General features: G+C 68.5%; 25 protein-coding genes and 3 pseudogenes. 21 read left to right on the plus strand and 7 right to left on the minus strand.

The features are described 5' to 3' along the window. Positions 1-46: 46 nt before the first annotated feature. Both AC5Y7V_RS15975 and AC5Y7V_RS15980 read left to right on the plus strand, forming a co-directional pair. Positions 47-523, plus strand: a complete 477-nt coding sequence (locus tag AC5Y7V_RS15975) for an MTB12 family secreted protein (protein ID WP_499880993.1) — start codon at positions 47-49, stop codon at positions 521-523. 149 nt (positions 524-672) lie between these two features. Next, positions 673-1,176: an MTB12 family secreted protein gene (locus tag AC5Y7V_RS15980; RefSeq protein ID WP_499880994.1), complete on the plus strand. Its 504-nt coding sequence runs from the start codon at positions 673-675 to the stop codon at positions 1,174-1,176. On the opposite strand, the gene AC5Y7V_RS15985 is transcribed toward AC5Y7V_RS15980, so the two are convergent. The 3 genes from AC5Y7V_RS15985 to AC5Y7V_RS15995 form a co-directional block, all read right to left on the minus strand. After that, positions 1,170-2,051: a sigma-70 family RNA polymerase sigma factor gene (locus AC5Y7V_RS15985; protein WP_499880995.1), complete on the minus strand. Its 882-nt coding sequence runs from the start codon at positions 2,049-2,051 to the stop codon at positions 1,170-1,172. The genes AC5Y7V_RS15980 and AC5Y7V_RS15985 overlap by 7 nt on opposite strands. Then, a complete protein-coding gene (locus AC5Y7V_RS15990) occupies positions 2,048-2,644 on the minus strand; it encodes a carboxymuconolactone decarboxylase family protein (RefSeq protein WP_499880996.1) in 597 nt (198 codons plus the stop codon). Before AC5Y7V_RS15990 ends, AC5Y7V_RS15985 begins: the two co-directional genes overlap by 4 nt. Before the next feature lie 124 nt (positions 2,645-2,768). Continuing rightward, positions 2,769-3,083 carry a type II toxin-antitoxin system VapB family antitoxin gene (locus AC5Y7V_RS15995; RefSeq protein WP_499880997.1) on the minus strand — a complete coding sequence of 105 codons (315 nt, stop codon included), beginning with the start codon at positions 3,081-3,083 and terminating at the stop codon, positions 2,769-2,771. A 164-nt stretch (positions 3,084-3,247) separates the two neighbouring features. Between AC5Y7V_RS15995 and hrcA the strand changes: the two genes are divergently transcribed. The 10 genes and pseudogenes from hrcA to era all read left to right on the plus strand — a co-directional run bounded on the left by hrcA (position 3,248) and on the right by era (position 11,518). Further along, positions 3,248-4,291 (plus strand): heat-inducible transcriptional repressor HrcA, encoded by a 1,044-nt coding sequence (gene hrcA, locus AC5Y7V_RS16000; protein ID WP_499880998.1) that lies wholly within the window; start codon positions 3,248-3,250, stop codon positions 4,289-4,291. Positions 4,292-4,360: 69 nt separating this feature from the next. Further along, positions 4,361-5,506, plus strand: a complete 1,146-nt coding sequence (dnaJ, locus tag AC5Y7V_RS16005) for a molecular chaperone DnaJ (RefSeq protein ID WP_499880999.1) — start codon at positions 4,361-4,363, stop codon at positions 5,504-5,506. A gap of 8 nt (positions 5,507-5,514) precedes the next feature. Then, entirely contained in the window at positions 5,515-6,297 is a 783-nt protein-coding gene (locus AC5Y7V_RS16010) for a 16S rRNA (uracil(1498)-N(3))-methyltransferase (protein ID WP_499881000.1), read from the plus strand. Between the two features lie 54 nt (positions 6,298-6,351). After that, positions 6,352-7,059 (plus strand): annotated as a pseudogene (locus AC5Y7V_RS16015) (PhoH family protein); the annotation flags it as partial. A gap of 591 nt (positions 7,060-7,650) precedes the next feature. Beyond that, positions 7,651-7,869, plus strand: a pseudogene (locus AC5Y7V_RS16020) (LAGLIDADG family homing endonuclease); the annotation flags it as partial. Positions 7,870-8,136: 267 nt separating this feature from the next. Continuing rightward, a pseudogene (locus AC5Y7V_RS16025) lies at positions 8,137-8,475 on the plus strand (PhoH family protein); the annotation flags it as partial. Continuing rightward, a complete protein-coding gene (gene ybeY, locus AC5Y7V_RS16030) occupies positions 8,472-9,005 on the plus strand; it encodes an rRNA maturation RNase YbeY (protein ID WP_066931977.1) in 534 nt (177 codons plus the stop codon). The pseudogene AC5Y7V_RS16025 and the gene ybeY, both read left to right, overlap by 4 nt. Next, entirely contained in the window at positions 9,002-10,309 is a 1,308-nt protein-coding gene (locus AC5Y7V_RS16035; RefSeq protein ID WP_499881001.1) for a hemolysin family protein, read from the plus strand. The genes ybeY and AC5Y7V_RS16035 overlap by 4 nt, the downstream gene beginning before the upstream one ends. Beyond that, entirely contained in the window at positions 10,302-10,622 is a 321-nt protein-coding gene (locus AC5Y7V_RS16040; RefSeq protein WP_499881002.1) for a cytidine deaminase-like protein, read from the plus strand. The genes AC5Y7V_RS16035 and AC5Y7V_RS16040 overlap by 8 nt, the downstream gene beginning before the upstream one ends. Beyond that, positions 10,619-11,518, plus strand: coding sequence for a GTPase Era (gene era, locus AC5Y7V_RS16045; RefSeq protein WP_499881003.1), 900 nt, complete (start codon positions 10,619-10,621; stop codon positions 11,516-11,518). Before AC5Y7V_RS16040 ends, era begins: the two co-directional genes overlap by 4 nt. 129 nt (positions 11,519-11,647) lie before the next feature. Here era and AC5Y7V_RS16050 read toward each other — a convergent pair whose 3' ends face one another. After that, positions 11,648-13,141 (minus strand): amidase, encoded by a 1,494-nt coding sequence (locus AC5Y7V_RS16050; protein WP_499881004.1) that lies wholly within the window; start codon positions 13,139-13,141, stop codon positions 11,648-11,650. Positions 13,142-13,203: 62 nt separating this feature from the next. On the opposite strand from AC5Y7V_RS16050, the gene recO reads away from it, so the two are divergent. The 3 genes from recO to AC5Y7V_RS16065 are packed head-to-tail and all read left to right on the plus strand — an operon-like array spanning position 13,204 to position 15,306. Beyond that, positions 13,204-14,001: a DNA repair protein RecO gene (gene recO, locus AC5Y7V_RS16055; RefSeq protein WP_499881005.1), complete on the plus strand. Its 798-nt coding sequence runs from the start codon at positions 13,204-13,206 to the stop codon at positions 13,999-14,001. Beyond that, positions 13,994-14,878: a decaprenyl diphosphate synthase gene (locus tag AC5Y7V_RS16060; protein WP_499881006.1), complete on the plus strand. Its 885-nt coding sequence runs from the start codon at positions 13,994-13,996 to the stop codon at positions 14,876-14,878. The genes recO and AC5Y7V_RS16060 overlap by 8 nt, the downstream gene beginning before the upstream one ends. Then, positions 14,878-15,306: a hypothetical protein gene (locus AC5Y7V_RS16065; protein ID WP_499881007.1), complete on the plus strand. Its 429-nt coding sequence runs from the start codon at positions 14,878-14,880 to the stop codon at positions 15,304-15,306. The genes AC5Y7V_RS16060 and AC5Y7V_RS16065 overlap by 1 nt, the downstream gene beginning before the upstream one ends. Here the strand turns inward: AC5Y7V_RS16065 and AC5Y7V_RS16070 are convergent. From AC5Y7V_RS16070 to AC5Y7V_RS16080, 3 genes are all read right to left on the minus strand, one after another. Next, positions 15,303-16,295, minus strand: coding sequence for an alpha/beta fold hydrolase (locus AC5Y7V_RS16070; protein ID WP_499881008.1), 993 nt, complete (start codon positions 16,293-16,295; stop codon positions 15,303-15,305). The genes AC5Y7V_RS16065 and AC5Y7V_RS16070 overlap by 4 nt on opposite strands. 144 nt (positions 16,296-16,439) lie before the next feature. Next, positions 16,440-16,835: a Fur family transcriptional regulator gene (locus AC5Y7V_RS16075; RefSeq protein WP_499881009.1), complete on the minus strand. Its 396-nt coding sequence runs from the start codon at positions 16,833-16,835 to the stop codon at positions 16,440-16,442. Further along, positions 16,832-17,269, minus strand: a complete 438-nt coding sequence (locus AC5Y7V_RS16080; RefSeq protein ID WP_499881010.1) for an ArsR/SmtB family transcription factor — start codon at positions 17,267-17,269, stop codon at positions 16,832-16,834. The genes AC5Y7V_RS16075 and AC5Y7V_RS16080 overlap by 4 nt, the downstream gene beginning before the upstream one ends. Positions 17,270-17,462: 193 nt before the next feature. Between AC5Y7V_RS16080 and AC5Y7V_RS16085 the strand changes: the two genes are divergently transcribed. The 6 genes from AC5Y7V_RS16085 (at position 17,463) to AC5Y7V_RS16110 (ending at position 23,469) form a co-directional block, all read left to right on the plus strand. Beyond that, entirely contained in the window at positions 17,463-18,860 is a 1,398-nt protein-coding gene (locus AC5Y7V_RS16085; RefSeq protein WP_499881011.1) for a glycine--tRNA ligase, read from the plus strand. A gap of 399 nt (positions 18,861-19,259) precedes the next feature. Further along, the gene (locus tag AC5Y7V_RS16090) at positions 19,260-20,468 is read left to right on the plus strand and encodes a PPE family protein (RefSeq protein ID WP_499881012.1); all 1,209 of its coding nucleotides are present in this window, start codon (positions 19,260-19,262) and stop codon (positions 20,466-20,468) included. Between the two features lie 86 nt (positions 20,469-20,554). Then, entirely contained in the window at positions 20,555-20,851 is a 297-nt protein-coding gene (locus tag AC5Y7V_RS16095) for a WXG100 family type VII secretion target (RefSeq protein ID WP_499881040.1), read from the plus strand. 29 nt (positions 20,852-20,880) lie between these two features. Further along, positions 20,881-21,165 carry a WXG100 family type VII secretion target gene (locus AC5Y7V_RS16100; protein ID WP_499881013.1) on the plus strand — a complete coding sequence of 95 codons (285 nt, stop codon included), beginning with the start codon at positions 20,881-20,883 and terminating at the stop codon, positions 21,163-21,165. Positions 21,166-21,405: 240 nt separating this feature from the next. Next, entirely contained in the window at positions 21,406-22,611 is a 1,206-nt protein-coding gene (locus tag AC5Y7V_RS16105; RefSeq protein WP_499881014.1) for a PPE family protein, read from the plus strand. A 597-nt stretch (positions 22,612-23,208) separates the two neighbouring features. Next, positions 23,209-23,469, plus strand: coding sequence for a hypothetical protein (locus AC5Y7V_RS16110; protein ID WP_499881041.1), 261 nt, complete (start codon positions 23,209-23,211; stop codon positions 23,467-23,469). The last annotated feature ends 18 nt before the right edge of the window (positions 23,470-23,487 follow it).

The following is a 23,487-nucleotide window of genomic DNA, read 5'->3' on the forward strand; positions in this document are numbered from 1 at the left end:
CGAGGGCAGAATCACAACTCTTACTCACCAGGGGGAGGACCTGACCATGAGAACGAAACCAACGAGACTCGTGCAATCCTTGGCGATCGGCGCGATAGCCGTGGGCGCGGCGGCCGCCGGCGTGACGCCCGCCGGCGCGACGCCTCCACAGGATCCGCCGCCGGCGCCGGGACTGCCCAGCCCGGACCAGCTGTCCAACCTGTGCAACCAGGCCACCGATCCCGGCGTGTCGTACACCACCAAGACCAACCTGGTGCAAAACGGCATCGCCCCGGACGAGGGCCACGTGGCCGACCACGACCTGCGCAAGGCGTACCGCAACGGAAACTTCCCGGAGACGTTCGCCGTGACGAACATCGCGCCGGCCGGTCCGAACATGGCCCAGGCCGACGTGGCCATCTCGGGTCCGAAGTTCGCCGGGCCGGTGGAAAAGCACCTCGCGTTCGTCAACGAGGGCGGCAACTGGATCCTGCAGCACGACGCCGCGATCGCCCTGATACAGGCCGCCACCGCGACGAACTAGCAAACCCGGGCAGCCTGTGCACCCACACAGTGGGCGCACAGGCTACTCACATGGCGTGGCCGTAACGTCTCGGTGCGCAGACACGAAACAACAGTCGAAAGACGCACACTGGCACCGTCCGTCGACGCGTGCCCACCCAAGGGGGGACCATGAGAAACGTTAAATTCTTCGCCGGCGGTGCGGCGGCGTTGGCCATCATCGGAGGAGCGGCCGCCGGCATCACGTCCGTCGTGGCTCCGGGTGATGAGGCCGCGGTGCACCTGATCGCGGTCGGGGCGCCGCTGCCGCAGGATCCGCCGCAGGCGGTGAACGTGCCCACGGCCGATCAGTTGACCGGCGTGCTGAACAGCCTTGCCGACCCGAGCATTTCGTTCTCCAGCAAGAGCAACCTGGTCGAAGGCGGAATCAGCGGGCTCGAAGCGCACGTCGCCGACAAGAAGCTGCAGAAGGCGGCCAAGAACGGCGACCTGCCGCTTTCGTTCGGCGTCACCAACATTCAACCGGCCGCGGCCGGGTCCGCGACGGCCGACGTGGCGGTCTCGGGTCCCAAGCTGACGTCGCCGGTCACCCAGAACGTCACGTTCGTCAACCAGGGCGGCTGGGTGCTGTCGCGCGCCTCGGCGATGGAGTTGCTGCAGGCCGCCGGTCAGTGACCGGCGCGCACGCCGCGCAGGTCTAGTTTGGCGATCCGGTCCGGGTCGGCCAGCACGTCGATGCTGGCCACCCGCCCGTCGCGCACCACGAAACCCATGATGGCCGTTGGCCGCCCGTCCACGAACACGACCGCGCCGGCGGCGCCGTTGACGATGGCGCGGCGCACCTCGCGTTCCGGGCCCGCGTAGCCGCGGGCCAGCTTGGCCACGGAGTGCGCACCCTCGGCACGAAATACGTTGGCGCCCTTGCCGAAATCGCCGCGCAGCACGACGCCGGGGTCCAGCACCGACACGAGCCGGTCGAAGTCGCCGGCACGGCCGGCGGCGAAGAAGGCGTCCACGGCCTCGCGTTGCGCGGCGACGCCGCCGTCGGGGGCCGGGTCGGCCTCCTCGATGCGCCGGCGCGCCCGGCTGGCCAGCTTGCGCGTCGCCTCCGGCGTCCGCTCGACGATGGGCGCGATCTCGTCGAACGGGACGGCGAACACGTCGTGCAGGACGAAGGCCAGCCGCTCGGCCGGCGGCAGCGTGTCCAGCACCACGAACAGAGCCAGCCCCACCGCGTCGGCCAGCATCGCCCGGTGTTCGGGGTCGAATTCGCCCTCGGCATCGACGATCGGGTCGGGCAGGTGCCCGAGCGGCTCCTCGCGGCCGCGCCCGCGCAGCGCGTTCAGGCAGATGCGGGCCACCACGGTGGTCAGCCAGGCGTCGAGGTTGGCGATACCGTCGGCGCCCCGGCCGGCGCTGAGCCGCAGCCACGCCTCCTGCACGGCGTCCTGGGCGTCGTCGACCGATCCCAACATGCGGTAGGCGAGGGCACCCAGCCTCGGCCGCGCCGCCTCGAAGCGCGCGGACAGCGAAGCGTCCGCCGCCGTCACGCGCGACCGGCTTCGGGCAGGGCGCACACCCGGTTGCCGGAGAAGCCGGACGAGCCGATGCCCAGCGCGATGTTGAACCGGGCGCGCATGTTGCCCAGGTTGATGACATGCGTCAGGCCGACCAGTTGCGCCGCGTCGAAGTGGGCGCGCAGCGCGTCGAACAGCTCGTCGGTCACCTCGACCGGGGTGCGGCTCATCGCGGTGGCGTACTCCATGATCAGCTTGTCGAGCTCGGAGAAGCAGGACGCGTTGCGGTAATCGGCCATCGCGAGCAACTCCTCATCGGCGATTCCCCACTGCCGCGCGATCTGCGAACCCAGATCGATGCAGTACTCGCAGCGCACGGTAGTCGCCGCCTTAAGTTCGGCCAGCGCGCGGTGGCGGGGGCTGAGGATGTCCAGCTTCGACTCGGCCTGCTCCAGCTTGCTGTAGGCGCTGAGCAACCGCGGGATGTGCGCGTACATGCGCAGCGGTTCCAGCATCCCCGCCGTCTCCAGGCCGGCCAGCTGCGAAAGCTTGCGCTTGGCGAAGAAGAAGGCGATCTTGGCGCCCAATCCGGCGTCGTGGTCCGAGACTCCTTGCAGCCGAGCCATGGCGGTCCTCCTTGAATGTCGTCCTTTCTAGGTCGACACCCGTCGGCGCCCAAACGTGACCGCCGAAGACTAGTCCGATGGTGGCGACCCGCTGCGCCCGGCTACGCCGCGCTTGCGATCGCCACTACGTCTGCTGGCTCAGCGGCATGTCCATGTCGAAGATCCGGGCGTGCAGCACGGTGCGGTTCCGCAGCGCGGCGCGCACCGCGCGGTGCAGGCCGTCCTCGAGGTAGGTGATCCCCCTCCAGCGCACCGCGTGCGGGAAAAGGTCGCCGTAGAACGTGGAGTCCTCCGAGAGCAGGCGGTCCAGGGCCAGCACGGTCGTCGTCGTGACCAACTCGTCGAGCCGGATCTGCTGCGGCGGTATTTGGGACCAGTCCTTGTAGGACAGCCCGTGATCCGGATACGGCTTGCCGTCGCGCACGCCCTTGAAAATCATTGGCGGGCCTTGCGCGACGTCCGCGAAGCGTCGCTTCGGCCCGACCGGTACATGCTGGACAGGCTAGCCGGGAACTCGCCGGAGTTCGCCGCCAGAGGCCTGCTTATGGCGCTTGGCACCTTCAGCGACCCGTAAAATGGACGCGATCAAGGAGGTGGGAGCCGATGGGAAGCGCGGACGAGCGTCGCTTTGAGGTGCTGCGCGCCATCGTCGCCGACTTCGTCGCCACCCAGGAACCGATCGGCTCGAAGTCGTTGGTGGAGCGGCACAACCTGGGGGTGTCGTCCGCCACGGTGCGCAACGACATGGCGGTGCTGGAGGCCGAGGGGTACATCACTCAGCCGCACACCAGCTCCGGGCGGGTGCCCACCGAAAAGGGCTACCGCGAGTTCGTGGACCGGCTCGACGACGTCAAGCCGCTGTCGTCGGCCGAGCGCAGCGCGATCCAAAGCTTCCTGGAGTCCGGCGTCGACCTCGACGACGTGCTGCGCCGCGCGGTGCGCCTGCTGGCGCAGCTGACCCGCCAGGTGGCGGTGGTGCAGTACCCGACGTTGTCGACGTCGACCGTCCGACACCTGGAGGTGGTCGGGCTGACACCGGCGCGGCTGTTGATGGTGGTCATCACCGACTCCGGCCGGGTGGACCAGCGCATCGTCGAGCTCGGCGACGTCATCGACGACCATCAGCTTTCCCAGCTGCGCGAGATGCTGGGCCAGGCCCTGGTCGGCAAGCGGCTGTCCGCCGCGTCGACCGCGGTCGCCGACCTGGCCGGGGAGCTGCACGGGCGCAGCGGGCTGGCCACCAACCTGAGCGACGCCGTCGGCCGCTCTGCGACCGTTTTGCTGGAGTCACTGGTAGAGCACACCGAGGAACGCCTGCTGATGGGCGGCACCGCCAACCTGACCCGCAACGCCGCCGATTTCGGCGGTTCGTTGCGGTCCATCCTGGAGGCCCTCGAGGAGCAGGTGGTAGTGCTGCGGTTGCTGGCGGCACAGCAGGAGGCCGGCAAGGTGACCGTGCGCATCGGCCACGAGACGGCCGTCGAGCAGATGGTCGGGACCTCGATGGTGTCCACCGCCTACGGCCACTCGGATACCGTGTACGGCGGCATGGGTGTGCTGGGCCCCACCCGGATGGACTATCCGGGAACTATCGCCAGCGTGGCTGCGGTTGCTCTGTACATCGGCGAAGTGCTGGGTGGCCGATGACCGCTCACCCGCACCAGAGTTTGTGGACGGCCGCGTAGCGCGGCTTAAGACCTTTCAGGAGAGTCAGGCGTGGCACGCGACTATTACGGGCTGCTCGGTGTGAGCAGAAACGCCAGCGATGCGGACATCAAACGCGCCTACCGCAAGCTGGCGCGCGAGCTGCATCCCGACGTCAACCCCGACGAGGCCGCGCAGGCGAAGTTCAAGGAGATCAGCGTCGCCTACGAAGTGCTGAGCGACCCGGAGAAACGCCGGATCGTGGACCTGGGCGGCGATCCGCTGGAGAACGCGGCCGCGGCCGGCGGCGGGTTCGGCGGCTTCGGCAACTTGGGCGACGTGTTCGAGGCCTTCTTCGGCGGCGGTTTCAGCGCGGGGTCGGCCTCGCGCGGCCCGATCGGGCGGGTTCGGCCCGGCTCGGACTCCCTGCTGCGGATGCGGCTGGACCTCGAAGAGTGCGCGACCGGGGTGACCAAGCAGGTCACCGTCGACACCGCGGTCCTGTGCGACCGCTGCCAGGGCAAGGGCACTAACGGCGATTCCGCGCCCGTCCCCTGCGACACCTGCGGTGGCCAGGGCGAGGTGCAGACCGTGCAGCGTTCGCTGCTGGGGCAGATGGTGACGTCGCGTCCGTGCCCGACCTGCCGCGGCGTGGGGGTGGTCATCCCTGACCCCTGCCACCAGTGCATGGGCGACGGCCGGGTGCGCGCCCGCCGCGAGATCAGCGTCAAGATCCCGGCCGGCGTCGGCGACGGCATGCGCGTGCGGCTCGCCGCCCAGGGTGAGGTCGGGCCGGGCGGGGGACCTGCCGGTGACCTCTACGTCGAGGTCCACGAGCAGGCCCACGACATCTTCGTCCGCGAGGGCGACGACCTGCACTGCACGGTCTCGGTGCCGATGGTCGACGCGGCGCTGGGCGTCACCGTCACCGTCGACGCCATCCTGGACGGCAAGAGCGAGATCAACATCCCGGCGGGCACGCAGCCCGGCGCCATCATCACGTTGCGCGGCCACGGGATGCCGCACCTGCGTTCGGGCGTCCGGGGCAACCTGCACGTCCACGTCGAGGTGGTGGTGCCGAGCCGGCTTGACCACCGCGACACCGAACTGCTGCGCGAGCTGAAGGACCGCCGCGCCCGCGACGTGGCCGAGGTCCGCTCGACGCATGCCGGCGGTGGCCTGTTCAGCCGGCTGCGCGAGACCTTCACCGGGCGCTAGCCACGCCCATGGTGGCGACGCTGTTCTACGTCGACGCACTGCCCGACGCCGGCGGGCTGGCCGTCGTCGAGGGCGACGAGGGCTTCCACGCCGCCACCGTGCGCCGGATCCGGCCGGGCGAGCGGCTGGTGCTCGGCGACGGCGCCGGTGCGCTCGCCCACTGCGAGGTCGAGCAAGCGGGCCGCGACGGCCTGCGGGCCCGGGTCCTGGAACGGTGGAACGAGCAGCCCCCGCGCCCGGCGGTGACCGTGGTGCAGGCCTTGCCCAAGTCCGACCGCTCGGAGCTGGCGATCGATTTGGCCACCGAGGCCGGCGCCGACGCGTTCCTGGCCTGGCGGGCGGCCCGCTGCGTGGCCAGCTGGGAGGGCGCCCGGGTCGACAAAGGCCTGCGCCGCTGGCGCGCCGTCGCCAGGGCGGCGGCCCGGCAGTCCCGCCGGGCGCGCATCCCTCCCGTCGACGGCGTGGTGTCCACCGCCGCGCTGACGCAGCGGGTTCGCGATGAGGTGGCGGCCGGGTCCACGGTGCTGGCGCTGCACGAATCGGCGACCGACCGGCTAGCGGATTCCCATGTGGCCCAGGCGGATTCGGTGCTACTGGTGGTCGGTCCCGAAGGAGGCATCGCGCCCGACGAGATCGCCGCGTTGACCGAGGCGGGCGCCACGGCGGTCCGGCTCGGCCCGCAGGTGCTGCGGACGTCGAGCGCGGCCGCGGTGGCGCTCGGGGCGCTGGGCGTGCTCACCCCGCGATGGGCGGCGCACGAAGCATTGGGAGACGCTCCTGACCGGCGGTAGACTGGCAATCCAGGATTTCACCACGTCAGACGATAGGCAGGCATCGGAAACCACGTGACGCCCCGCGAGACCAGCGCTGCTGACGCAGCATCGACCTCCCAGGTTCGCAGCAGCATCAACGTTCCGCCCGATCTCGTCGTGGGCCTGCTCGGTTCGTCAGACGAAAACCTGCGCGCCCTGGAACGCACCCTCAACGCCGATCTGCACGTGCGGGGCAACGCGGTCACCATCTCGGGTGAGCCGGCCGACGTGGCCCTTGCCGAGCGGGCGGTCTCCGAGCTGGTGGCCATCGTGGCCAGCGGCCAGCCGATGACCCCGGAGGTGGTGCGCCACAGCGTGGCGATGCTCGTCGGCACCGGCAACGAATCACCCGCCGAGGTGCTCACCCTGGACATCCTGTCGCGCCGCGGCAACACGATCCGGCCCAAGACGCTTAACCAGAAGCGCTACGTCGACGCCATCGACGCCAACACGATCGTGTTCGGGGTCGGCCCTGCCGGCACCGGCAAGACGTATCTGGCCATGGCCAAGGCCGTGCACGCGCTGCAGACCAAGCAGGTCAGCCGGATCATCCTGACCCGCCCGGCGGTGGAAGCCGGTGAGCGCCTTGGCTTTTTGCCCGGGACGCTGAGCGAAAAGATCGACCCCTATCTGCGCCCGCTGTATGACGCGCTCTACGACATGATGGACGCCGAGCTGATCCCAAAGCTGATGTCCGCCGGGGTAATTGAGGTCGCACCGCTGGCGTACATGCGTGGCCGGGCCCAACCGGTGTTCACCAAGGTATTGACGCCCAGCGGTTTCCGGCCGATCGGTGAATTGCAAGTTGGCGACTCTGTGATCGGTTCCGATGGAACTCCAACGGAAGTTCTCGGCGTCTATCCGCAGGGCTTTAAGGAGATCTACCGGGTCCACACGCAAGACGGTTGCTCGACGCTCGCGTCCGGTGACCACTTGTGGTCGGTGTCGACTCGTGATGATCGGCGTCGCGGCAAGCCTCGGCGCGTCCTTCAAACCAAGGAGATGATCGGCAATCTCCGCGCGGCGCATTACCACCGCTACGAATTGCCCTTGCTTAGCGCACCGGTGAGGTTCGAGAGTCGGGCGGTGCCTTTAGATCCGTACGCTTTGGGTCTGCTCTTGGGCGACGGGTGTCTGACATGTGCGACGACACCGAGTTTCTCGACAGCTGATCCTGAGCTTGCTGCCTCGTTGGGGCAGCTGATCCCTGGGATCAAGGTACGGCGCAGGACAGAGGTCGACTACATACTGAATCGCTTCGCTGGTCCCGGTGAGGTCAGCACCCGAGAGAACCCGGTGACCGGTGCCTTGCGTCGACTTGGATTAGCCGGCATGCGGTCAAATATCAAGTTCGTCCCCTCGGACTACCTGTTCAATACACCCGATGTGCGGCTCGCGGTTCTTCAGGGTCTTCTCGATTCCGACGGCGGTCCGGTCACCCAGCGGGGGCGCACTTGCCGCGTCCAGTTCACGACTGTGTCCGATCGACTCTGTGACGACGTGGTGTTCCTGGTCCAGTCATTGGGCGGCGTCGTCTACTGGCGGACCAGGCCAGCGGAAGGGCGTAAGCCGGGACTCGCACGGGGCCGCGACGTGCATCACCGCTCCGATGCACACATCCTCGACATCCGTTTGCCTGAGGGCGTCGTCCCGTTCCGGCTGGCCCGCAAAGCCGCGAAGTACGGCGCAACTGGCGGTGGTCGGCCGATGCGTTACATCGACCGGATCGAGCCCGCGGGGACTGAGGAGGCGGTGTGCATACGGGTCGCGGCAGCGGATTCCCTTTATGTCACTGAAGATTTCTTGCTCACACACAACACGTTGAATGATGCCTTCATCGTGCTCGACGAGGCGCAGAACACCACCGCCGAACAGATGAAGATGTTCCTCACCCGACTCGGTTTCGGGTCGAAGGTCGTCGTCACCGGGGATATGACCCAGATCGACCTACCCGGCGGCGCGCGGTCGGGCCTGCGGTCGGCGGTCGAGATCCTCGAGAGCGTCGACGACATCTACATCGCCGAGCTGACCAGCGTGGATGTGGTGCGCCACCGGCTGGTTTCGGAGATCGTCGACGCCTACGCCCGCTACGAAGAGCCCGGCTCGGGGATGAACCGGGCGGCCCGTCGGGCCTCGGGTGGCCGAAGCCGCCGATGAGCATCGAAGTCTCCAACGAGTCGGGCATCGACGTCTCCGAAGCGGAATTGGTCAGCGTCGCGAAGTTCGTCATCGCCAGGATGGACGTCAACCCCAGCGCCGAGTTGTCAATGGTGCTGCTCGACACCGCGGCGATGGCCGATTTGCACATGCGCTGGATGGACCTGCCGGGGCCGACCGACGTGATGAGCTTCCCGATGGACGAGCTCGAGCCGGGTGGGCGCCCCGACGCCCCCGAACCGGGGCCGTCGATGCTGGGCGACATCGTGTTGTGTCCGGAATTCGCCGCCGAGCAGGCGGCCGCGGCGGGTCACACCCTGGGACATGAGTTGGCGCTGTTGACGATTCACGGCGTGCTGCATCTGCTCGGCTACGACCATGGCGAGCCGGACGAGGAAAAAGAGATGTTCGCCTTGCAGGACCGGTTGCTCGAGGAATGGGTCGCCGAGCAGGTCGAGGCCTACCAGCAGGATCGCCAGGAGGAACGCGACCGCCGATTGCTGGACAAGTCACGGTATTTCGACAATTGACCGGCCTGTATCAGCTGTTCGGCGCGATCGCGTTGATCGGTCTCGGCGGGCTTTTCGCGGCGATTGACGCCGCGGTCAGCACGGTGTCGCTGGCCCGGGTCCAAGAGCTGGTTCGCGAAGAGCGACCCGGCGCGGTGTCGCTGCTCAGGGTGATGACCGAGCGTCCCCGCTACATCAACCTGATGGTGTTGCTCCGCATCATCTGCGAGATCACCGCGACCGTCCTGCTGGTGGTCTTTCTCTACGACAACTGGGGCATCAAGTGGGGGCTGGCCGGCGCGGCGGCCATCATGGTGGTGACCAGCTTCGTGGTCATCGGAGTCGGCCCGCGCACCCTCGGCCGCCAGCACGCGTATTCCATCTCCCTGGTGACGGCCCTTCCGTTGCGAGCGATTTCGTGGCTGCTGATGCCGCTCAGCCGGTTGCTGGTCGTCCTGGGCAACGCGCTGACGCCGGGCCGCGGATTGCGAAACGGGCCGTTCGCCTCGGAGATCGAACTGCGCGAAGTCGTCGACTTGGCCCAGCAGCGCGGCGTGGTCGCGGCCGACGAACGCCGGATGATCGAGTCGGTATTCGAACTCGGCGACACCCCGGCCCGCGAGGTGATGGTGCCGCGCACCGAAATGATCTGGATCGAAAGCGACAAGTCCGCCAGCCAGGCGACCACCCTGGCCGTGCGCAGCGGGCACTCCCGCCTCCCGGTGATCGGCGAGAACGTCGACGACGTCGTCGGCGTGGTGTACTTGAAAGACCTTGTCCAACAGACGTTTCTGTCGCCCGACGGCGGCCGCGAAACCAAGGTGTCGCAGGTGATGCGCCCGGCGGTCTTCGTGCCGGACTCCAAGCCGCTGGACACGCTGCTGCGTGAGATGCAACGCGACCGCATCCACATGGCCCTGCTCGTCGACGAATACGGCGCGATCGCCGGCCTGGTCAGCATCGAGGACGTGCTGGAAGAAATCGTCGGCGAGATCGCCGACGAATACGACCAGGCGGAGACGGCCCCGATAGAAGACCTGGGGGACAAGCGATTCCGGGTTTCCGCGCGCCTGCCGATCGAGGACGTCGGGGAGCTCTACGACGTGGAATTCGACGACGACCTCGACGTCGACACCGTGGGCGGCCTGGTCGCCCTGGAATTGGGGCGGGTGCCGCTGCCGGGGGCCGAGGTCGTCTCGCATGGCCTGCGGTTGCGCGCCGAGGGCGGCCCGGATCACCGCGGGCGGGTGCGGATCAACACCGTCCTGCTGAGCCCGGCGGAAGCCGACGAATCGACGGACAGGGAGGCCGATCACCATGGCTGACGAATTGGACGCCGAGGACGCCAAGCTGGTGGTGCTGGCGCGCGCCGCGATGGCCCGCGCCGACGCACACAGCGGCGCGGCGGTGCGCGATGCCGACGGCCGCACGTATGCGGCCGCGCCGGTGGACTTGCCGACGCTGAAGCTGACCGGGCTGCAGGCCGCGGTCGCCGCCGCCGCATCCAGCGGGGCGACCGGGCTGGAGGCGGCCGTGCTGGTGGCGGGATCAGCCGACGATCCGGGCATCGTCGCGGTTCGCGAACTGTCGCCCACCGCCCTGATCATCGTCACCGACCGCGCCGGCAACCTGCTGTGACCGAATTCCGTTCGGGCTTCGTATGTTTGGTCGGCCGTCCGAATACCGGCAAGTCGACGCTGACCAACGCGCTCGTCGGCGCCAAGGTCGCGATCACGTCGACGCGCCCGCAGACCACCCGTCACACCATTCGCGGGATCGTGCACCGCGACGACTTCCAGATCGTCCTGGTCGATACCCCGGGCCTGCACCGGCCGCGCACCCTGCTGGGCAAGCGGCTCAACGAACTGGTCCGCGATACCTACGCCGAGGTCGACGTGATCGGGCTGTGCGTCCCGGCCGACGAGGCCATCGGCCCGGGTGACCGCTGGATCGTCGAACAGATCCGAGCGGTCGCGCCCAAGACCGCGCTCGTCGCGGTCGTCACCAAGATCGACAAGGTGCCCAGGGACCGGGTGGCCGCGCAGCTGGTCGCCGTCAGCGAATTGGTCGGCGGCTCGGCCGAAATCGTCCCGGTGTCGGCGGTCACCGGAGCGCAGGTCGACGTGCTGATCGACGTGCTGGCCGCCGCGCTGCCCGTCGGCCCCGCGTACTACCCCGACGGCGAGCTGACCGACGAGCCCGAGGAGGTCCTGATGGCCGAGCTCATCCGCGAGGCCGCCCTGGAAGGGGTTCGCGACGAGCTGCCGCACTCGCTGGCCGTGGTGATCGACGAAATCAATCCCCGCGAAGACCGCGACGACCTGATCGACGTGCACGCCATCCTCTACGTCGAGCGGGACAGCCAGAAGGGCATCGTGATCGGCAAGGGCGGCGCGCGGCTGCGGGAAGTGGGTACCGCCGCGCGCGCCCAGATCGAGAAGCTGCTGGGCACCAAGATCTACCTCGATCTGCGCGTTAAGGTGGCCAAGAACTGGCAGAGCGACCCCAAACAGCTTGGCCGGCTAGGCTTTTAGCACCCGCACGGTCTTCAGCGACGGATCGGCCGCGTCGGGGACGTTCATCCCGGCGCGCACGCCGGAGCACAGGTAGTCCAGCACGGCGTCATTGAGGCACTCGCCGGGTGCGTGCCCGTCGCGGCGGCCCTATCTGCGCGGCGGCGCGCCCGCCGGCGGTGTGTCGCCGCCGGCATGCCACCACACCGTCGGCTGCTTGGAAACCCAGCCGCAGACGGCCTCCAGCTCGGCGGCCAGCGAGATGAGCAGCCCCTCGCTGTTTGCCGGGCCCATCAATTGCACGCCAATCGGCAAACCATCCGAGGTGAACCCGGCCGGCACGTTGATGGACGGCCAGCCCAGCAGGTTCCACGGCCAGGTCAACGGACACGCCGCGATCATCGTGCGGTCGGTGCCGAAGCCGCCCAACCGGTCGAAGGCGCGCGCCAGCGGCGGTGGCTGCGCCGTGGTCGGGGCGAGCACCACGTCGACAATGTCGAAGATCGAGCCGACCCGCCGCTGGTCGGCGGCCTCGTGGCGGCGCGCGCTGCGCAGGATCGCCTCGCCCATGACGTGGCCCACCCGCAGGTTGGACAAGGTGCGGGGATCCCAGATGACGCCGTCGCCCAGCCGCTCCTCCCACGCCCGCAGCCCCGCGGTGGACCGGGCCAGGAAATTCCACGACAACCGCAGGCCGTAGTCGGGATTGCCGGGCACCACGGTGTGGCCCAACAGCTGCAGTTGCTTGCCGACGGACCGGGTCGCGGCCAGGATCTCGGGGTGCAACTTGGCCCGGAAGCCGGTGTACGGGAACCGCGTCGAGAGCGCGATGTTGAGCGGGCCGGGGGCCTTGCCGACGTAGTCGGATGCCGTGATCGGCGGCGGCTTGTGCCGGTCGCCCTCGACGTTGCCCGACGCGGCGTCCAGCACCAGCGCCGCGTCGGCCACCGTGCGCGCCAACACGCCGTTGACCGTGATCCCGTTGAACGCCTCCGGCAACGGCCAGGTGGAGATGCGGCCGCGCTGCGGCTTGATGCCCACCAGGTGCGTCCATGCCGCCGGGATGCGCACGCTGCCGGCGCCGTCGGAGCCGATCGCGGCGGTGACGAGGCCCGCGGCCACCGCGGCCGCACTGCCCCCTGACGAGCCGCCCGGCGTGTGCCGGCGCGACCAGGGGTTGCGGGTGTGCCCGAAGCCGGGGCCGCTGGTGAACGGCCATTGGCCCAATTCGCAGGTGTTCGTCTTGCCCACGATCACCGCGCCGGCGGCCTTCAGGCGGCGCACCACCTCGGCGTCCTGGGTGGCGGGCGCGACGTACCCCTCGGTGCCGAACGCGGTCGGCACACCCGCGACGTCGACGTCGTCTTTGACCGCGATCGGGATGCCCAGCAGCGGGGCGGTGTCGCCGGCCGCGCGTCGCCGATCGGCCTCCGCCGCGTCGGCCAGCGCCGATTCGGTCAGCACCACCCGGAAGGCGTTCAGCGTCGGCTGGCTGTTGTGGATGGCGTGCAGGGACCGGCTCACCAGCGTGGTCGACGTCACAGCGCGGCTGGCCAGCTGATAGAGCAGGTCAGTCAGCGTGGGCAGGCGCTGATAGCCGGATCCCGCGAGGGACCCGGCGCCCGACCCGGAAGCGCCAATCACGGGGTACGAGACTAGACGGCGCGGATACCCGCATTGTCGCGGCGGGGTGCAAAACTATTGTGATGCGGCTATATCGAGACCGGGCTGTTGTGCTGCGCCAGCACAAGCTCGGCGAAGCCGACCGGATCGTCACCCTGCTGACCCGCGATCACGGGCTGGTTCGCGCGGTGGCCAAGGGCGTTCGCCGCACCCGCAGCAAATTCGGTGCGCGACTTGAGCCGTTTGCTCACATCGACGCGCAGCTGCACCCCGGGCGCAACCTGGACATCGTCACCCAGGTCGTCGCCATCGACGCGTTCGCCACCGACATCGTCAGCGACTACGGCCGGTACACCTGCGGCTGCGCGATGCTGGAAACCGCCGAACGCCTCGCCGGTGAGGAACGGGCCCCGGCCCCAGCCCTGCACCGGCTCACCGTGAGCGCGCTGCGCGCGGTCGCCGACGGACGCCGGCCCCGCGACCTGCTGCTGGACGCCTATCTGCTGCGCGCCATGGGCATCGCCGGATGGGCGCCGGCGCTCACCGAGTGCGCCCGCTGCGCCACACCCGGTCCGCACCGCGCGTTTCACATCGCCGCCGGGGGCAGCGTCTGCCCGCACTGCCGCCCGGCCGGCTCGACCACCCCGCCGCCGGGTGTGCTGGATCTGATGGCCGCCCTGCACGACGGCGATTGGGAGGCCGCCGAAGCGTCGCCGCAATCGCACCGCAGCCACGTCAGCGGGTTGGTGGCCGCGCACCTGCAGTGGCATCTGGAACGACAGCTCAAGACGTTGCCGCTGGTGGAGCGGACGTATCACGCCGACCGCACAATCGCCGAACGGCGCGCAGCGCCGATCGGGCAGGATAAGGCCTGTGGCTGAGCGCAAGCCGAAGTCGACCGACTTCCCGCAACTGCCCCCCGCACCCGACGATTACCCGGTCTTTCCCGACACTTCGACCTGGCCGGTCGTTTTCCCGGAGCTGCCGCCGTCCGCCGACGGTGGCCCGCGCCGCCCGCCGCAGCACATTTCGAAGGCGGCCGCGCCGCGGATCCCCGCGGACCGCCTGCCCAACCACGTCGCGATCGTGATGGACGGCAACGGTCGCTGGGCCACCCAACAGGGGCTGAGCCGCACCGACGGCCATCGGGCGGGCGAGGCCGTCGTGATCGACATCGTCTGCGGCGCAATCGAAATCGGCATCAAATGGCTCAGCCTGTACGCCTTTTCCACGGAGAACTGGAAGCGGTCCCCCGAGGAGGTCCGCTTCCTGATGGGGTTCAACCGCGACGTGGTGCGCATGCGCCGGGTCAACCTCAACACGATCGGCGTCCGGATCCGCTGGGTGGGTTCGCGGCCCCGCCTGTGGCGCAGCGTGATCAACGAGTTGGCGGTCGCCGAGGCCATGACGATGGGCAACGACGTCATCACGGTGAATTACTGCGTCAACTACGGCGGTCGCGCCGAAATCGCCGACGCCGCAAGGGATATCGCGCGCCTGGTCCAGGCCGGCCGGCTCAACCCGGAACGCATCACCGAGGCGACGATCGCGCGCCATCTGCAACGCCCCGACATCCCCGACGTCGACCTGTTTCTACGGACGTCGGGGGAGCAGCGGTCCAGCAACTTCATGCTGTGGCAGGCGGCGTACGCCGAGTACATCTTTCAGGACAAGCTGTGGCCCGACTACGACCGCCGCGACCTGTGGGCCGCGTGCGAGGAATACGCGGAGCGCAACAGAAGATTCGGGAGCGCATAGTGCCGTCACTGCAGGAGCGTTTGGCCTCGATACTGCGCGACGTCCTTCCCGTCGAGGAGGAGGCCGACGGCGCACTCACGTTGCGCCACAACGGAACGCTGGCGTCGTTGCGGGTGGTGAACATCGCCGAGGACCTGGACCTGGTCTCGCTGACCCAGATCTTGGCCTGGGACCTGCCGCTGACCAAGAAGATCGGTGACCAGATCGCCAAGCAGGCGCGCGACAGCAACTTCGGCAGCGTGACCGTGGTCGAGAAGGCAGGCGGGCAAGCGGCGCAGCGCAACTCCGGCAAGGGCGCGTCCAAGACCTGCGACGTGATGCTGCGCTACAACTTCCCCGGCGGCGGGCTGACGGACGACGCGCTGCGCACGATGATCCTGCTGGTGCTGGACACGGGCGCCGAGATACGGCGTTCCGTGACCGGCTAGGACGCCGCGGATTCGGCCGGCGAACCGGCGGCGATGTCCTCGCCGGCGCCGGTCCGCAGCAGCGAGTGCATGAGGTTCGTGTCGTGCTCGGCTGGCCGGGTCGAGTCCATGAATCGTTCGACGACCTCCACGAAGCGGTCCGGATGGTCGTGATGCGGGACGTGCCCGGACTTTTCGAAGATCTCCAGGCGCGACCCGGCCATCGCCGCGTGGGCCGTCCGCGCGTGGCTCACCGGGATCACGAGATCGTCTTCGCCCCAAATGATCTGCACGGGAACGGATTGCACGAGGTAGCTGCGATCCAGCATGGTCACGTACTGGCCGCGCCCGTCCACCACCGACCGCAAGGTGCGCGCGAACGCCGACAATGCGGCGGGATCGCGGAAATTCTCGAGCAGGCGCACCGTGTCGACGGCATCGCGACCGAACTTGGTCGAACCGAGCAAGGCCTGAACGGCGCGGCCGAAGACACGCATGGCGGGCAGCGCGCCCGGCACGCGCACCATGGCCAGCGCCTCGCTGCCCATCGGCATCGCCGCAAACCGCAGCGCGAAGCTCACGTCCGACTCGACGCCGCCGGCGCTGACCAGCACGAGGCGCTCGACCAGATGCGGGTACTGGTAGGCGAACTGCATCGCCACGCCGCCGCCGAACGAATGCCCGACGAGGGTGACCCGTTCGATGCCGAGCACGGCGAGCAGGTCACGCATCCCGTTGGCGAAGGCCGGCAGCGAGTAGTCGGCGCGCGGCTTGTCGGATTCGCCGTGGCCCAGCAGATCCGGTGCGATGACGGTGAACCGCTGCGCGAGTTTGGCGTGCACCGGCCCCCACGACTCGGATTTGTCGCCGACGCCGTGGATCAGCAGCAGAGCCGGCCCGGACCCGGCGATCCGGAAGGCACGGCGGTAGCCATGGATGGTGCGAAACTGCAGTGACGGAGCCTCGACGTCGCGTACCGCCCGCAGGTGGGGGGCTGGTTGCTTCCGCATCGTGTTCTCGCTTCCCTTGAGTTCTGGTTGTCTCGGCCCGTGGGCCACTCATGGGTAGGAGCACGCGACGCTCGCGTATCGGACACTTTTTTCAGAACTTTTCCGGTCAGCAGAGACACGACGCCCGCACCGGCGCGGTTCAGCCTACGAACCGCACTCCGAGCACGTTCCGAAGATTTCGATGGTGTGGCTGACGTCGGAAAAGCCGTGCTTGGCGGCCACTTGCGCCGCCCATTCCTCGACCTCGTGGTCGCCCACCTCGATCGTGGAACCGCAGCCGCGGCACACCAGGTGGTGGTGATGATGATCCGAGCACCTGCGGTAAACCGACTCGCCGGTGTCGGTGCGCAGCGTGTCGACCATTCCCGCCGTGGCCATCGACTGCAGCGTGCGGTACACGGTGGTCAAACCGATGTTCTCGCCGCGCCGGCGCAGCTCGTCGTGCAGCTCCTGGGCGGAACGGAATTCGTCGAGCGTTTCCAGCAACGTGGAGATCGCCGCCCGCTGCCGGGTGGCACGGACGCTAGTGCTGCCGCTCACTCCGTGTCCTCACTCGCGTGGGCGACCGCGTCGACGACGATGTGCGCCAGGTGGTGATCGGCGAGCCGGTAGAGCACCTCGCGGCCGGATCGCTCCCCGGCGACCACGCCGGCCGCCTTGAGGATCTTCAGATGCTGACTGACCAACGGCTGCGGCACGCCGAGGGCGTCGACCAGCTCGTGCACGCAGCGCTGCGACTCGCGCAACTGCAGCACGATGGCGATCCGCACGGGCGCGGCCAGCGCGCGCAGCAGCTCGCCCGCCGCGTCGAGGATTTCCCGCGACGGCGGCACCGGGTATTCGGGAAAGCTCGCGTGCTCACCCGGGCCGGCGTCGCCGTGCTGGTGGGGCACCGCGCCCAGGTCGGAACGTGCGATGTCGGCCGCGGCGGTCGGTTCCGAGGCGGACTTGGAAACGGGCACAGAGGAGGACATCGCCATCCGAGAGTCATCACCTCGAGAAGTGCCGGGTCTTGTGGAACGGCCGCGACGGAGTCATCGTCGGCCGCCTTCCACTGTCACATGCATGATGACGCATGTCAAAGACCGATGCGACGGTCGATACCATGGCTGATGTTTTGCGGGCGGCCTTCACCGGCCACCTGTCTGCCCGGATCTTCGAAAGGGAGTGCACTGCCCCGTGGCGTCCGTCATCGACACCGTAGTCAACCTGGCCAAACGGCGGGGCTTCGTCTTTCCCTCGGGCGAGATCTACGGCGGCACCAAATCGGCGTGGGATTACGGGCCGCTGGGCGTGGAGCTCAAGGAGAACATCAAGCGCCAGTGGTGGCGCGCGGTCGTCACCGGCCGCGACGACGTGGTGGGGATCGATTCGTCGATCATCCTGCCGCGCCAGGTGTGGGTGGCCTCCGGCCACGTCGAGGTCTTCCACGACCCGCTGGTGGAGTGTCTGAACTGCCACCACCGGCACCGCCAGGACCATATGCAGGAGGCCTACGCGGCGAAGAAGGGGATCGACGACCCCGATTCGGTGGCGATGACCGAGATCGTCTGCCCGGACTGCGGCACCAAGGGCCAGTGGACCGAGCCCCGCGAGTTCAACATGATGCTCAAGACCTATCTCGGCCCCATCGAAACCGAGGAGGGCCTGCACTATCTGCGGCCGGAGACCGCGCAGGGCATCTTCGTCAACTTCGCCAACGTGGTCACGACGGCCCGCCGCAAGCCGCCGTTCGGCATCGGGCAGATCGGCAAGAGCTTCCGCAACGAGATCACGCCCGGCAACTTCATCTTCCGCACCCGCGAGTTCGAGCAGATGGAGATGGAATTCTTCGTCGAGCCGTCGACCGCCAGGGAATGGCATCAGTACTGGATCGACACGCGCCGGGATTGGTATGTGGATCTCGGCATCGACCCGGAGAATTTGCGACTGTACGAGCACCCCAAGGAGAAGTTGTCGCACTACTCGGACCGGACCGTCGACATCGAGTACAAGTTCGGTTTCGCCGGCAACCCGTGGGGTGAGCTGGAAGGTGTGGCCAACCGAACCGATTTCGACTTGTCAACGCACGCAAAGCATTCCGGCGTCGACCTGTCGTACTACGACCAGGTTGCGGACACCCGGTACACGCCGTACGTCATCGAACCGGCGGCCGGCCTGACGCGGTCGTTCATGGCGTTTCTGATCGACTCCTACACCGAGGACGAAGCCCCCAACGCCAAGGGCGGCATGGACAAGCGCACGGTGCTTCGCCTCGACCCGCGCCTGGCGCCGGTCAAGGCCGCGGTGCTGCCGTTGTCGCGGCACGCCGACCTGAGCCCCAAGGCCCGCGACCTGGCCGCCGAATTGCGCAAAAGCTGGAACATCGATTTCGATGACGCCGGCGCCATCGGGCGCCGCTACCGGCGCCAGGACGAGGTCGGCACCCCGTTCTGCGTGACCGTCGATTTCGACTCGCTCGAAGACGACGCCGTCACCGTGCGCGAGCGCGACAAGATGACGCAGGACCGGGTGGCGATGGGCGCCGTCTCCGACTACCTGGCGGCGCGCCTCAAGGGTTGCTAGGGCCCGGCGCCGACGGCTTGTGAGCGGCTTCCGTCAACGATTGCCGCAATTCTTGACGGGATATTCGGATGACTGGAATTGCATCCGACTTCGACATTTTATAAACATAATTCTCGCGGCGCGTGAGACCATTTCGACCGGGACCGGGAAATTCGCGCCGCTAGCGACGCCCGACAGCCGTTTGGCCAGTTGCGCCCCTGTCCGCGCAGCGGGTGCCGGGCCGTTTTCGGATTGGATCAAGTTTGTGTAGTTGACTCGGTCAAGTTTATGTTCTCGACCGATTCAAGTTTAGAAAAAAGATGAGGTAGTTCGGCGATTTTAGGCTTACGATCCGGCAGTGGTGTGTGTTGATTTTCGGGCGCCGCCAAGGCGCTTTCCGCGGCCAGAACGGGGGTCGTGATGGTTCTCGACTTTTCCTGGCTGCCGCCTGAGATCAATTCGGCGCGGATATCCACCGGCGCCGGTTCGGGGCCGCTGTTCCTGGCGGCGTCGGCCTGGGACGCGCTGGCTTCGGACCTGTCGGCCGCGGCGTCGTCGTTCAACGCGGTGGTCGCCGGCTTGACCGGTGGGCCGTGGACGGGTCCGTCGTCGGCAGCCATGGCGGCGGCCGCGGCGCCGTACGTGGGGTGGCTGAGTTCGGCGGCGGGGCAGGCCGCGGACGCGGCGGGCCAGGCCCGCGTGGCGGCGACGGCGTTCGAGGCGGCGTTGGCGGCAACGGTGCCTCCGGCGGCGGTGTCGGCGAACCGTGCGCAATTCATGGCCCTGATCGAGACGAACATCCTGGGCCAGAACACCCCGGCGATCGCGATGACCGAGTTCGAGTACCTGGAGATGTGGGCTCAGGACATCGCCGCGATGCTGGGCTATCACGGCGGGGCGTTGGGCGTGGCCGCGGCGTTGCCGTCGTTCAGCCTGCCGCCGATGGACCTGACGAGCCTCACCGGACTCGTCGCGGCGCCGCTGGTTGGCGTGGGCTCGCAGGTCGCCGGCGTCCTGGCCTCGACCGGATCCGCGCTGGCCGACCCCCTGGCTTCGGTGACCAGCGTGGCCGGGTCCACGGTGGCGCAGGCGTCGGCGTTGCTTTCGGGTGCGCCGATTTCCTCGTTATCGACGCTCGCCCAGGTCGCAATGATGCCGATCAGCACGATGATGTCGCCGATCATGATGGCGGCGCAGGCGGGCATGGGCGCGTCGAATTCGGCGGCGCTGGCCGGCAATGTCGCCGGCGCGGCCGATCCGGCGAAGTTCGTCAGCGAGGCCGCGCCGGCGATGAAGGGCCTGGGCGGGGGTGGCGCGGGCCTGGGCGGCGCGGCCGCGGAACTGGGTAAGTCGCGGCTGGTCGGGGCCATGTCGGTGCCGCCGACGTGGCAGGGGTCGACGCCGGCGCGGATGGCCAGCGCGGCGATGTCGGGACTGGGCGGGGAGATGCCCGCCGCCGCCGCGGCAGCCGGGGCCCCGATGGGCGGCGGGATGCCGTTCATGCCGATGCCGATGGGCGGCATGGGAGCCGGCGCGGGCATGCCCGGCGGGATGATGGGCCGCGGCGGGGCCAGCCCCCACGTGGTCCAGGCGCGACCCAGCGTGGTGCCGCGCGTCGGAGTCGGTTAGGGCGGGGGTGATAGGGCGGGGTTTGGATGTTGGGCGCCGTGGCGGCGCTTAACCGAAACATTTTTGTTGATGAAAGGAGCAGTGTGGTGGCTACACGATTCATGACCGACCCGCACGCAATGCGGGCGATGGCAGGGCGTTTCGACGTGCATGCGCAGACGGTTTCGGATGAGGCACGGCGGATGTGGGCCTCGTCGCAGAACATTTCCGGCGCCAGTTGGAGTGGGGCCGCCGAGGCGACGTCCTACAACACGATGGGACAGATGAACCAGGCGTTCCACAACATTGTGAACATGCTGCAGGGCGTGCGTGACGGGCTGATCCGCGACGCCAATAACTACGAACAGCAAGAGCAGGCTTCGCAGCAGATTCTGAGCAGTTAGCCGCATTCAAGGCGTTAGGAGATTGAGCGATGACGATTAACTATCAGTTCGGAGACGTCGACGCGCACGGCGCGTTGATTCGCGCGCAGGCGGCGTCGCTGGAGGCCGAGCACCAAGCGATCGTTCGCGATGTGCTGGCCGCCGGTGACTTCTGGGGTGGCGCCGGTTCGGTGGCCTGCCAGGAGTTCATCACCCAGTTGGGTCGCAACTTCCAGGTGATCTACGAGCAGGCCAACTCCCACGGCCAGAAGGTGCAGTCGGCTGGCAACAACATGGCCAGCACCGACAGCGCCGTAGGGTCCAGCTGGGCCTAGATCTGCCTCCAAGGGCGCGGGTAACCATCGGGCGTTACCCGCGCCCGAGGCGTCCCATCACACCCGTGCGCCCCGGACGGTTACGGAGAGCGGTCTCCGAGGCGAATTCGGCGCCACGACGGCCTTGAGGGTTTGGTAAAACCCCGGATTTTTGAGCGCCGATGGCCGTAGTATCGGCTCATGGTGTCTGTTGATCGTTGGACTGTGCCGTCAGCACGGCCGGATGGGTGGGGGTTTTAGATGGTTCCTGCTTTTACGTTCTTTCCCCCGGAGATCAACTCGGCGCTGATGTTCGCCGGCGCGGGGTCGGGGCCCCTGTTCATGGCGGCGTCGGCCTGGGACTCGTTGGCCACGGACCTGGCGGGCGCGGCGGCGTCGTTCCAGAACGTCGTCACCGGGCTGACCGACGGGCCGTGGGCGGGCCCGGCCTCGATGTCGATGGCGGCGGCGGCGACCCCCTATGTGGGATGGCTGAGCGCGGCCGCCGGGCAGGCCGAGACCGCGGCCCTGCAGGCCCGAACGGCGGCCTCGGCGTTTGAGACCGCGTTGGCGGCGACGGTGCCCACGCCGGCGGTCACCGCCAACCGCGTCCAGCTGATGGCGTTGATCGCGACCAACATCCTGGGCCAGAACACCCCGGCGATCTTCATGACCGAGTTCGAGTACATGGAAATGTGGGCCCAGGACGTGGCCGCCATGTTGGGCTACCACGGCGGCGCACTCGGAGTGGCCGCGGCGTTGCCGGCGTTCAGCCCGCCCCCGGTGAACCTCTCGGGGTTGACCGGGCTGCTGTCGGCGCCGCTCACCGGCCTGGCGTCGCAGGCCGCCGGCATTGGGACCGCGATTGCCGGTCCGGTGGCGTCGGTGGCGGCGGTGGCCGGGCCCGCGGTGTCGCAGGTGTCGGCCCTGGCCTCCGCGGCGCCGATTTCGTCGCTGTCGACGGTCGCGCAGGTCGGCATGATGCCGGTCAGCATGATGATGTCGCCGATCATGATGGCGGCCCAGGCAGGCATGAGCGGCTCGAACGCGGCCTCGCTGGCCGGCGCGACGGGTGCCGCCGTCGACCCGGCGAAGTTTGTCAGCACCGCCGCTCCGGCAGGCATGGGCAAGGGACTCGGCGGGATCGGCGGCCTGGGCGGCGCCGAGGCCGGTCTGGGCAAGGCGCGCCTGGTCGGGGCGATGTCGGTGCCCCCGAACTGGCAGGGGTCGGCCCCCGCGCGGATGGTCAGCGCGGCGATGTCGGGCCTGGGTAGCGAGATGCCCGGCGCGGCCGCGGCGGCCGCGGGAGCGCCCATGGGCGGTGGCATGCCGATGATGCCGATGCCGATGGGCGGCATGGGAGCCGGCGCGGGCATGCCCGGCGGGATGATGGGCCGCGGCGGGGCCAGCCCGACGCACGTCATCCAGTCGCGGCCCAGCGTGGTACCGCGTACCGGCGTCGGATAGGCCGACGGAATACGCGTCTAGCTGGTCCTGGACAGCCACCAAGGGCGCGGGCGACACCTGGGGGAAATGGGTGTTGCCCGCGCCTTCGGCATGTTTACTCGCCGGTGGCCCGATTTTTGTCGGCGCGGCGCGCCTAAAAACCCGCCCAAATGCGTTCCGAATGCGATTTTGGGATCCGCGGTTAGAGCGTCAATCCCTTGTCGGATGCCATACCCGGGGACGATTCCAACCCCGAAACCGCGCGACCGGCGCCCGGGGTGGGAGCCGGTGCGCCCCGGCGCCGCGGTCCGCCCGGAAAAGACGTTGTGTGGCAACGACTTCCGGGGCGACGGGCGGGGCGTGCCGCCGCCGGCCGCTGCCGCCGGGATGCGGCCACCGGTTCGCCGATGTTCGCGCACCTGTTCTAAAAGGAGCGAAATCCATCAAACTCGGGCATTGTGCCTCGGATTGACTTACGATGCGAAGTACTCGGTGATGGTTTGTTCACCACCGGGTGAGAAATGTACGGAGACGGCTGTGGAAGGGGGCAGCGTGCTATTGCCTCTTGGTTCGCCGCTGCCGGACGATTCGGTAGCGGCGAAGCGTGGTGAGTCCGGCATGCTCGGCGGCCTATCGGTTCCCCTGAAGTGGGGTGTAGCCGTACCGCCGGATGATTATGACCATTGGGCACCGGAGCCGGAAGAGGGCGCCGATGCCGGCAACACGGGGACCGACGGGCAAAACCCCGAGGCCACCGCAGAGGGCATGGACGAGTGGAACGAATGGGCCGAATGGAGCGAGTGGCAGGGCGAGGCGGAACCTCGCTTCGACTTGCCGCGGACTACCGGCGTGATACCGACTTCTCCAGCAGCCGGCTGAGAGACAGGGAGTATCGGG

The sequence above is a fragment of the Mycobacterium sp. NGS34 genome, assembly GCF_059812845.1.

Bases quoted from the DNA above. Each gene is read 5' to 3' on its own strand.
- AC5Y7V_RS15975 (WP_499880993.1), top strand. From the start codon at position 47: ATGAGAACGAAACCAACGAGACTCGTGCAATCCTTGGCGATCGGCGCG.
- AC5Y7V_RS15980 (WP_499880994.1), top strand. From the start codon at position 673: ATGAGAAACGTTAAATTCTTCGCCGGCGGTGCGGCGGCGTTGGCCATC.
- AC5Y7V_RS15990 (WP_499880996.1), bottom strand. From the start codon at position 2,644: ATGGCTCGGCTGCAAGGAGTCTCGGACCACGACGCCGGATTGGGCGCC.
- AC5Y7V_RS15995 (WP_499880997.1), bottom strand. From the start codon at position 3,083: ATGATTTTCAAGGGCGTGCGCGACGGCAAGCCGTATCCGGATCACGGG.
- hrcA (WP_499880998.1), top strand. From the start codon at position 3,248: ATGGGAAGCGCGGACGAGCGTCGCTTTGAGGTGCTGCGCGCCATCGTC.
- AC5Y7V_RS16010 (WP_499881000.1), top strand. From the start codon at position 5,515: ATGGTGGCGACGCTGTTCTACGTCGACGCACTGCCCGACGCCGGCGGG.
- ybeY (WP_066931977.1), top strand. From the start codon at position 8,472: ATGAGCATCGAAGTCTCCAACGAGTCGGGCATCGACGTCTCCGAAGCG.
- AC5Y7V_RS16040 (WP_499881002.1), top strand. From the start codon at position 10,302: ATGGCTGACGAATTGGACGCCGAGGACGCCAAGCTGGTGGTGCTGGCG.
- recO (WP_499881005.1), top strand. From the start codon at position 13,204: ATGCGGCTATATCGAGACCGGGCTGTTGTGCTGCGCCAGCACAAGCTC.
- AC5Y7V_RS16070 (WP_499881008.1), bottom strand. From the start codon at position 16,295: ATGCGGAAGCAACCAGCCCCCCACCTGCGGGCGGTACGCGACGTCGAG.
- AC5Y7V_RS16080 (WP_499881010.1), bottom strand. From the start codon at position 17,269: ATGTCCTCCTCTGTGCCCGTTTCCAAGTCCGCCTCGGAACCGACCGCC.
- AC5Y7V_RS16090 (WP_499881012.1), top strand. From the start codon at position 19,260: ATGGTTCTCGACTTTTCCTGGCTGCCGCCTGAGATCAATTCGGCGCGG.
- AC5Y7V_RS16100 (WP_499881013.1), top strand. From the start codon at position 20,881: ATGACGATTAACTATCAGTTCGGAGACGTCGACGCGCACGGCGCGTTG.
- AC5Y7V_RS16105 (WP_499881014.1), top strand. From the start codon at position 21,406: ATGGTTCCTGCTTTTACGTTCTTTCCCCCGGAGATCAACTCGGCGCTG.
- AC5Y7V_RS16110 (WP_499881041.1), top strand. From the start codon at position 23,209: ATGCTCGGCGGCCTATCGGTTCCCCTGAAGTGGGGTGTAGCCGTACCG.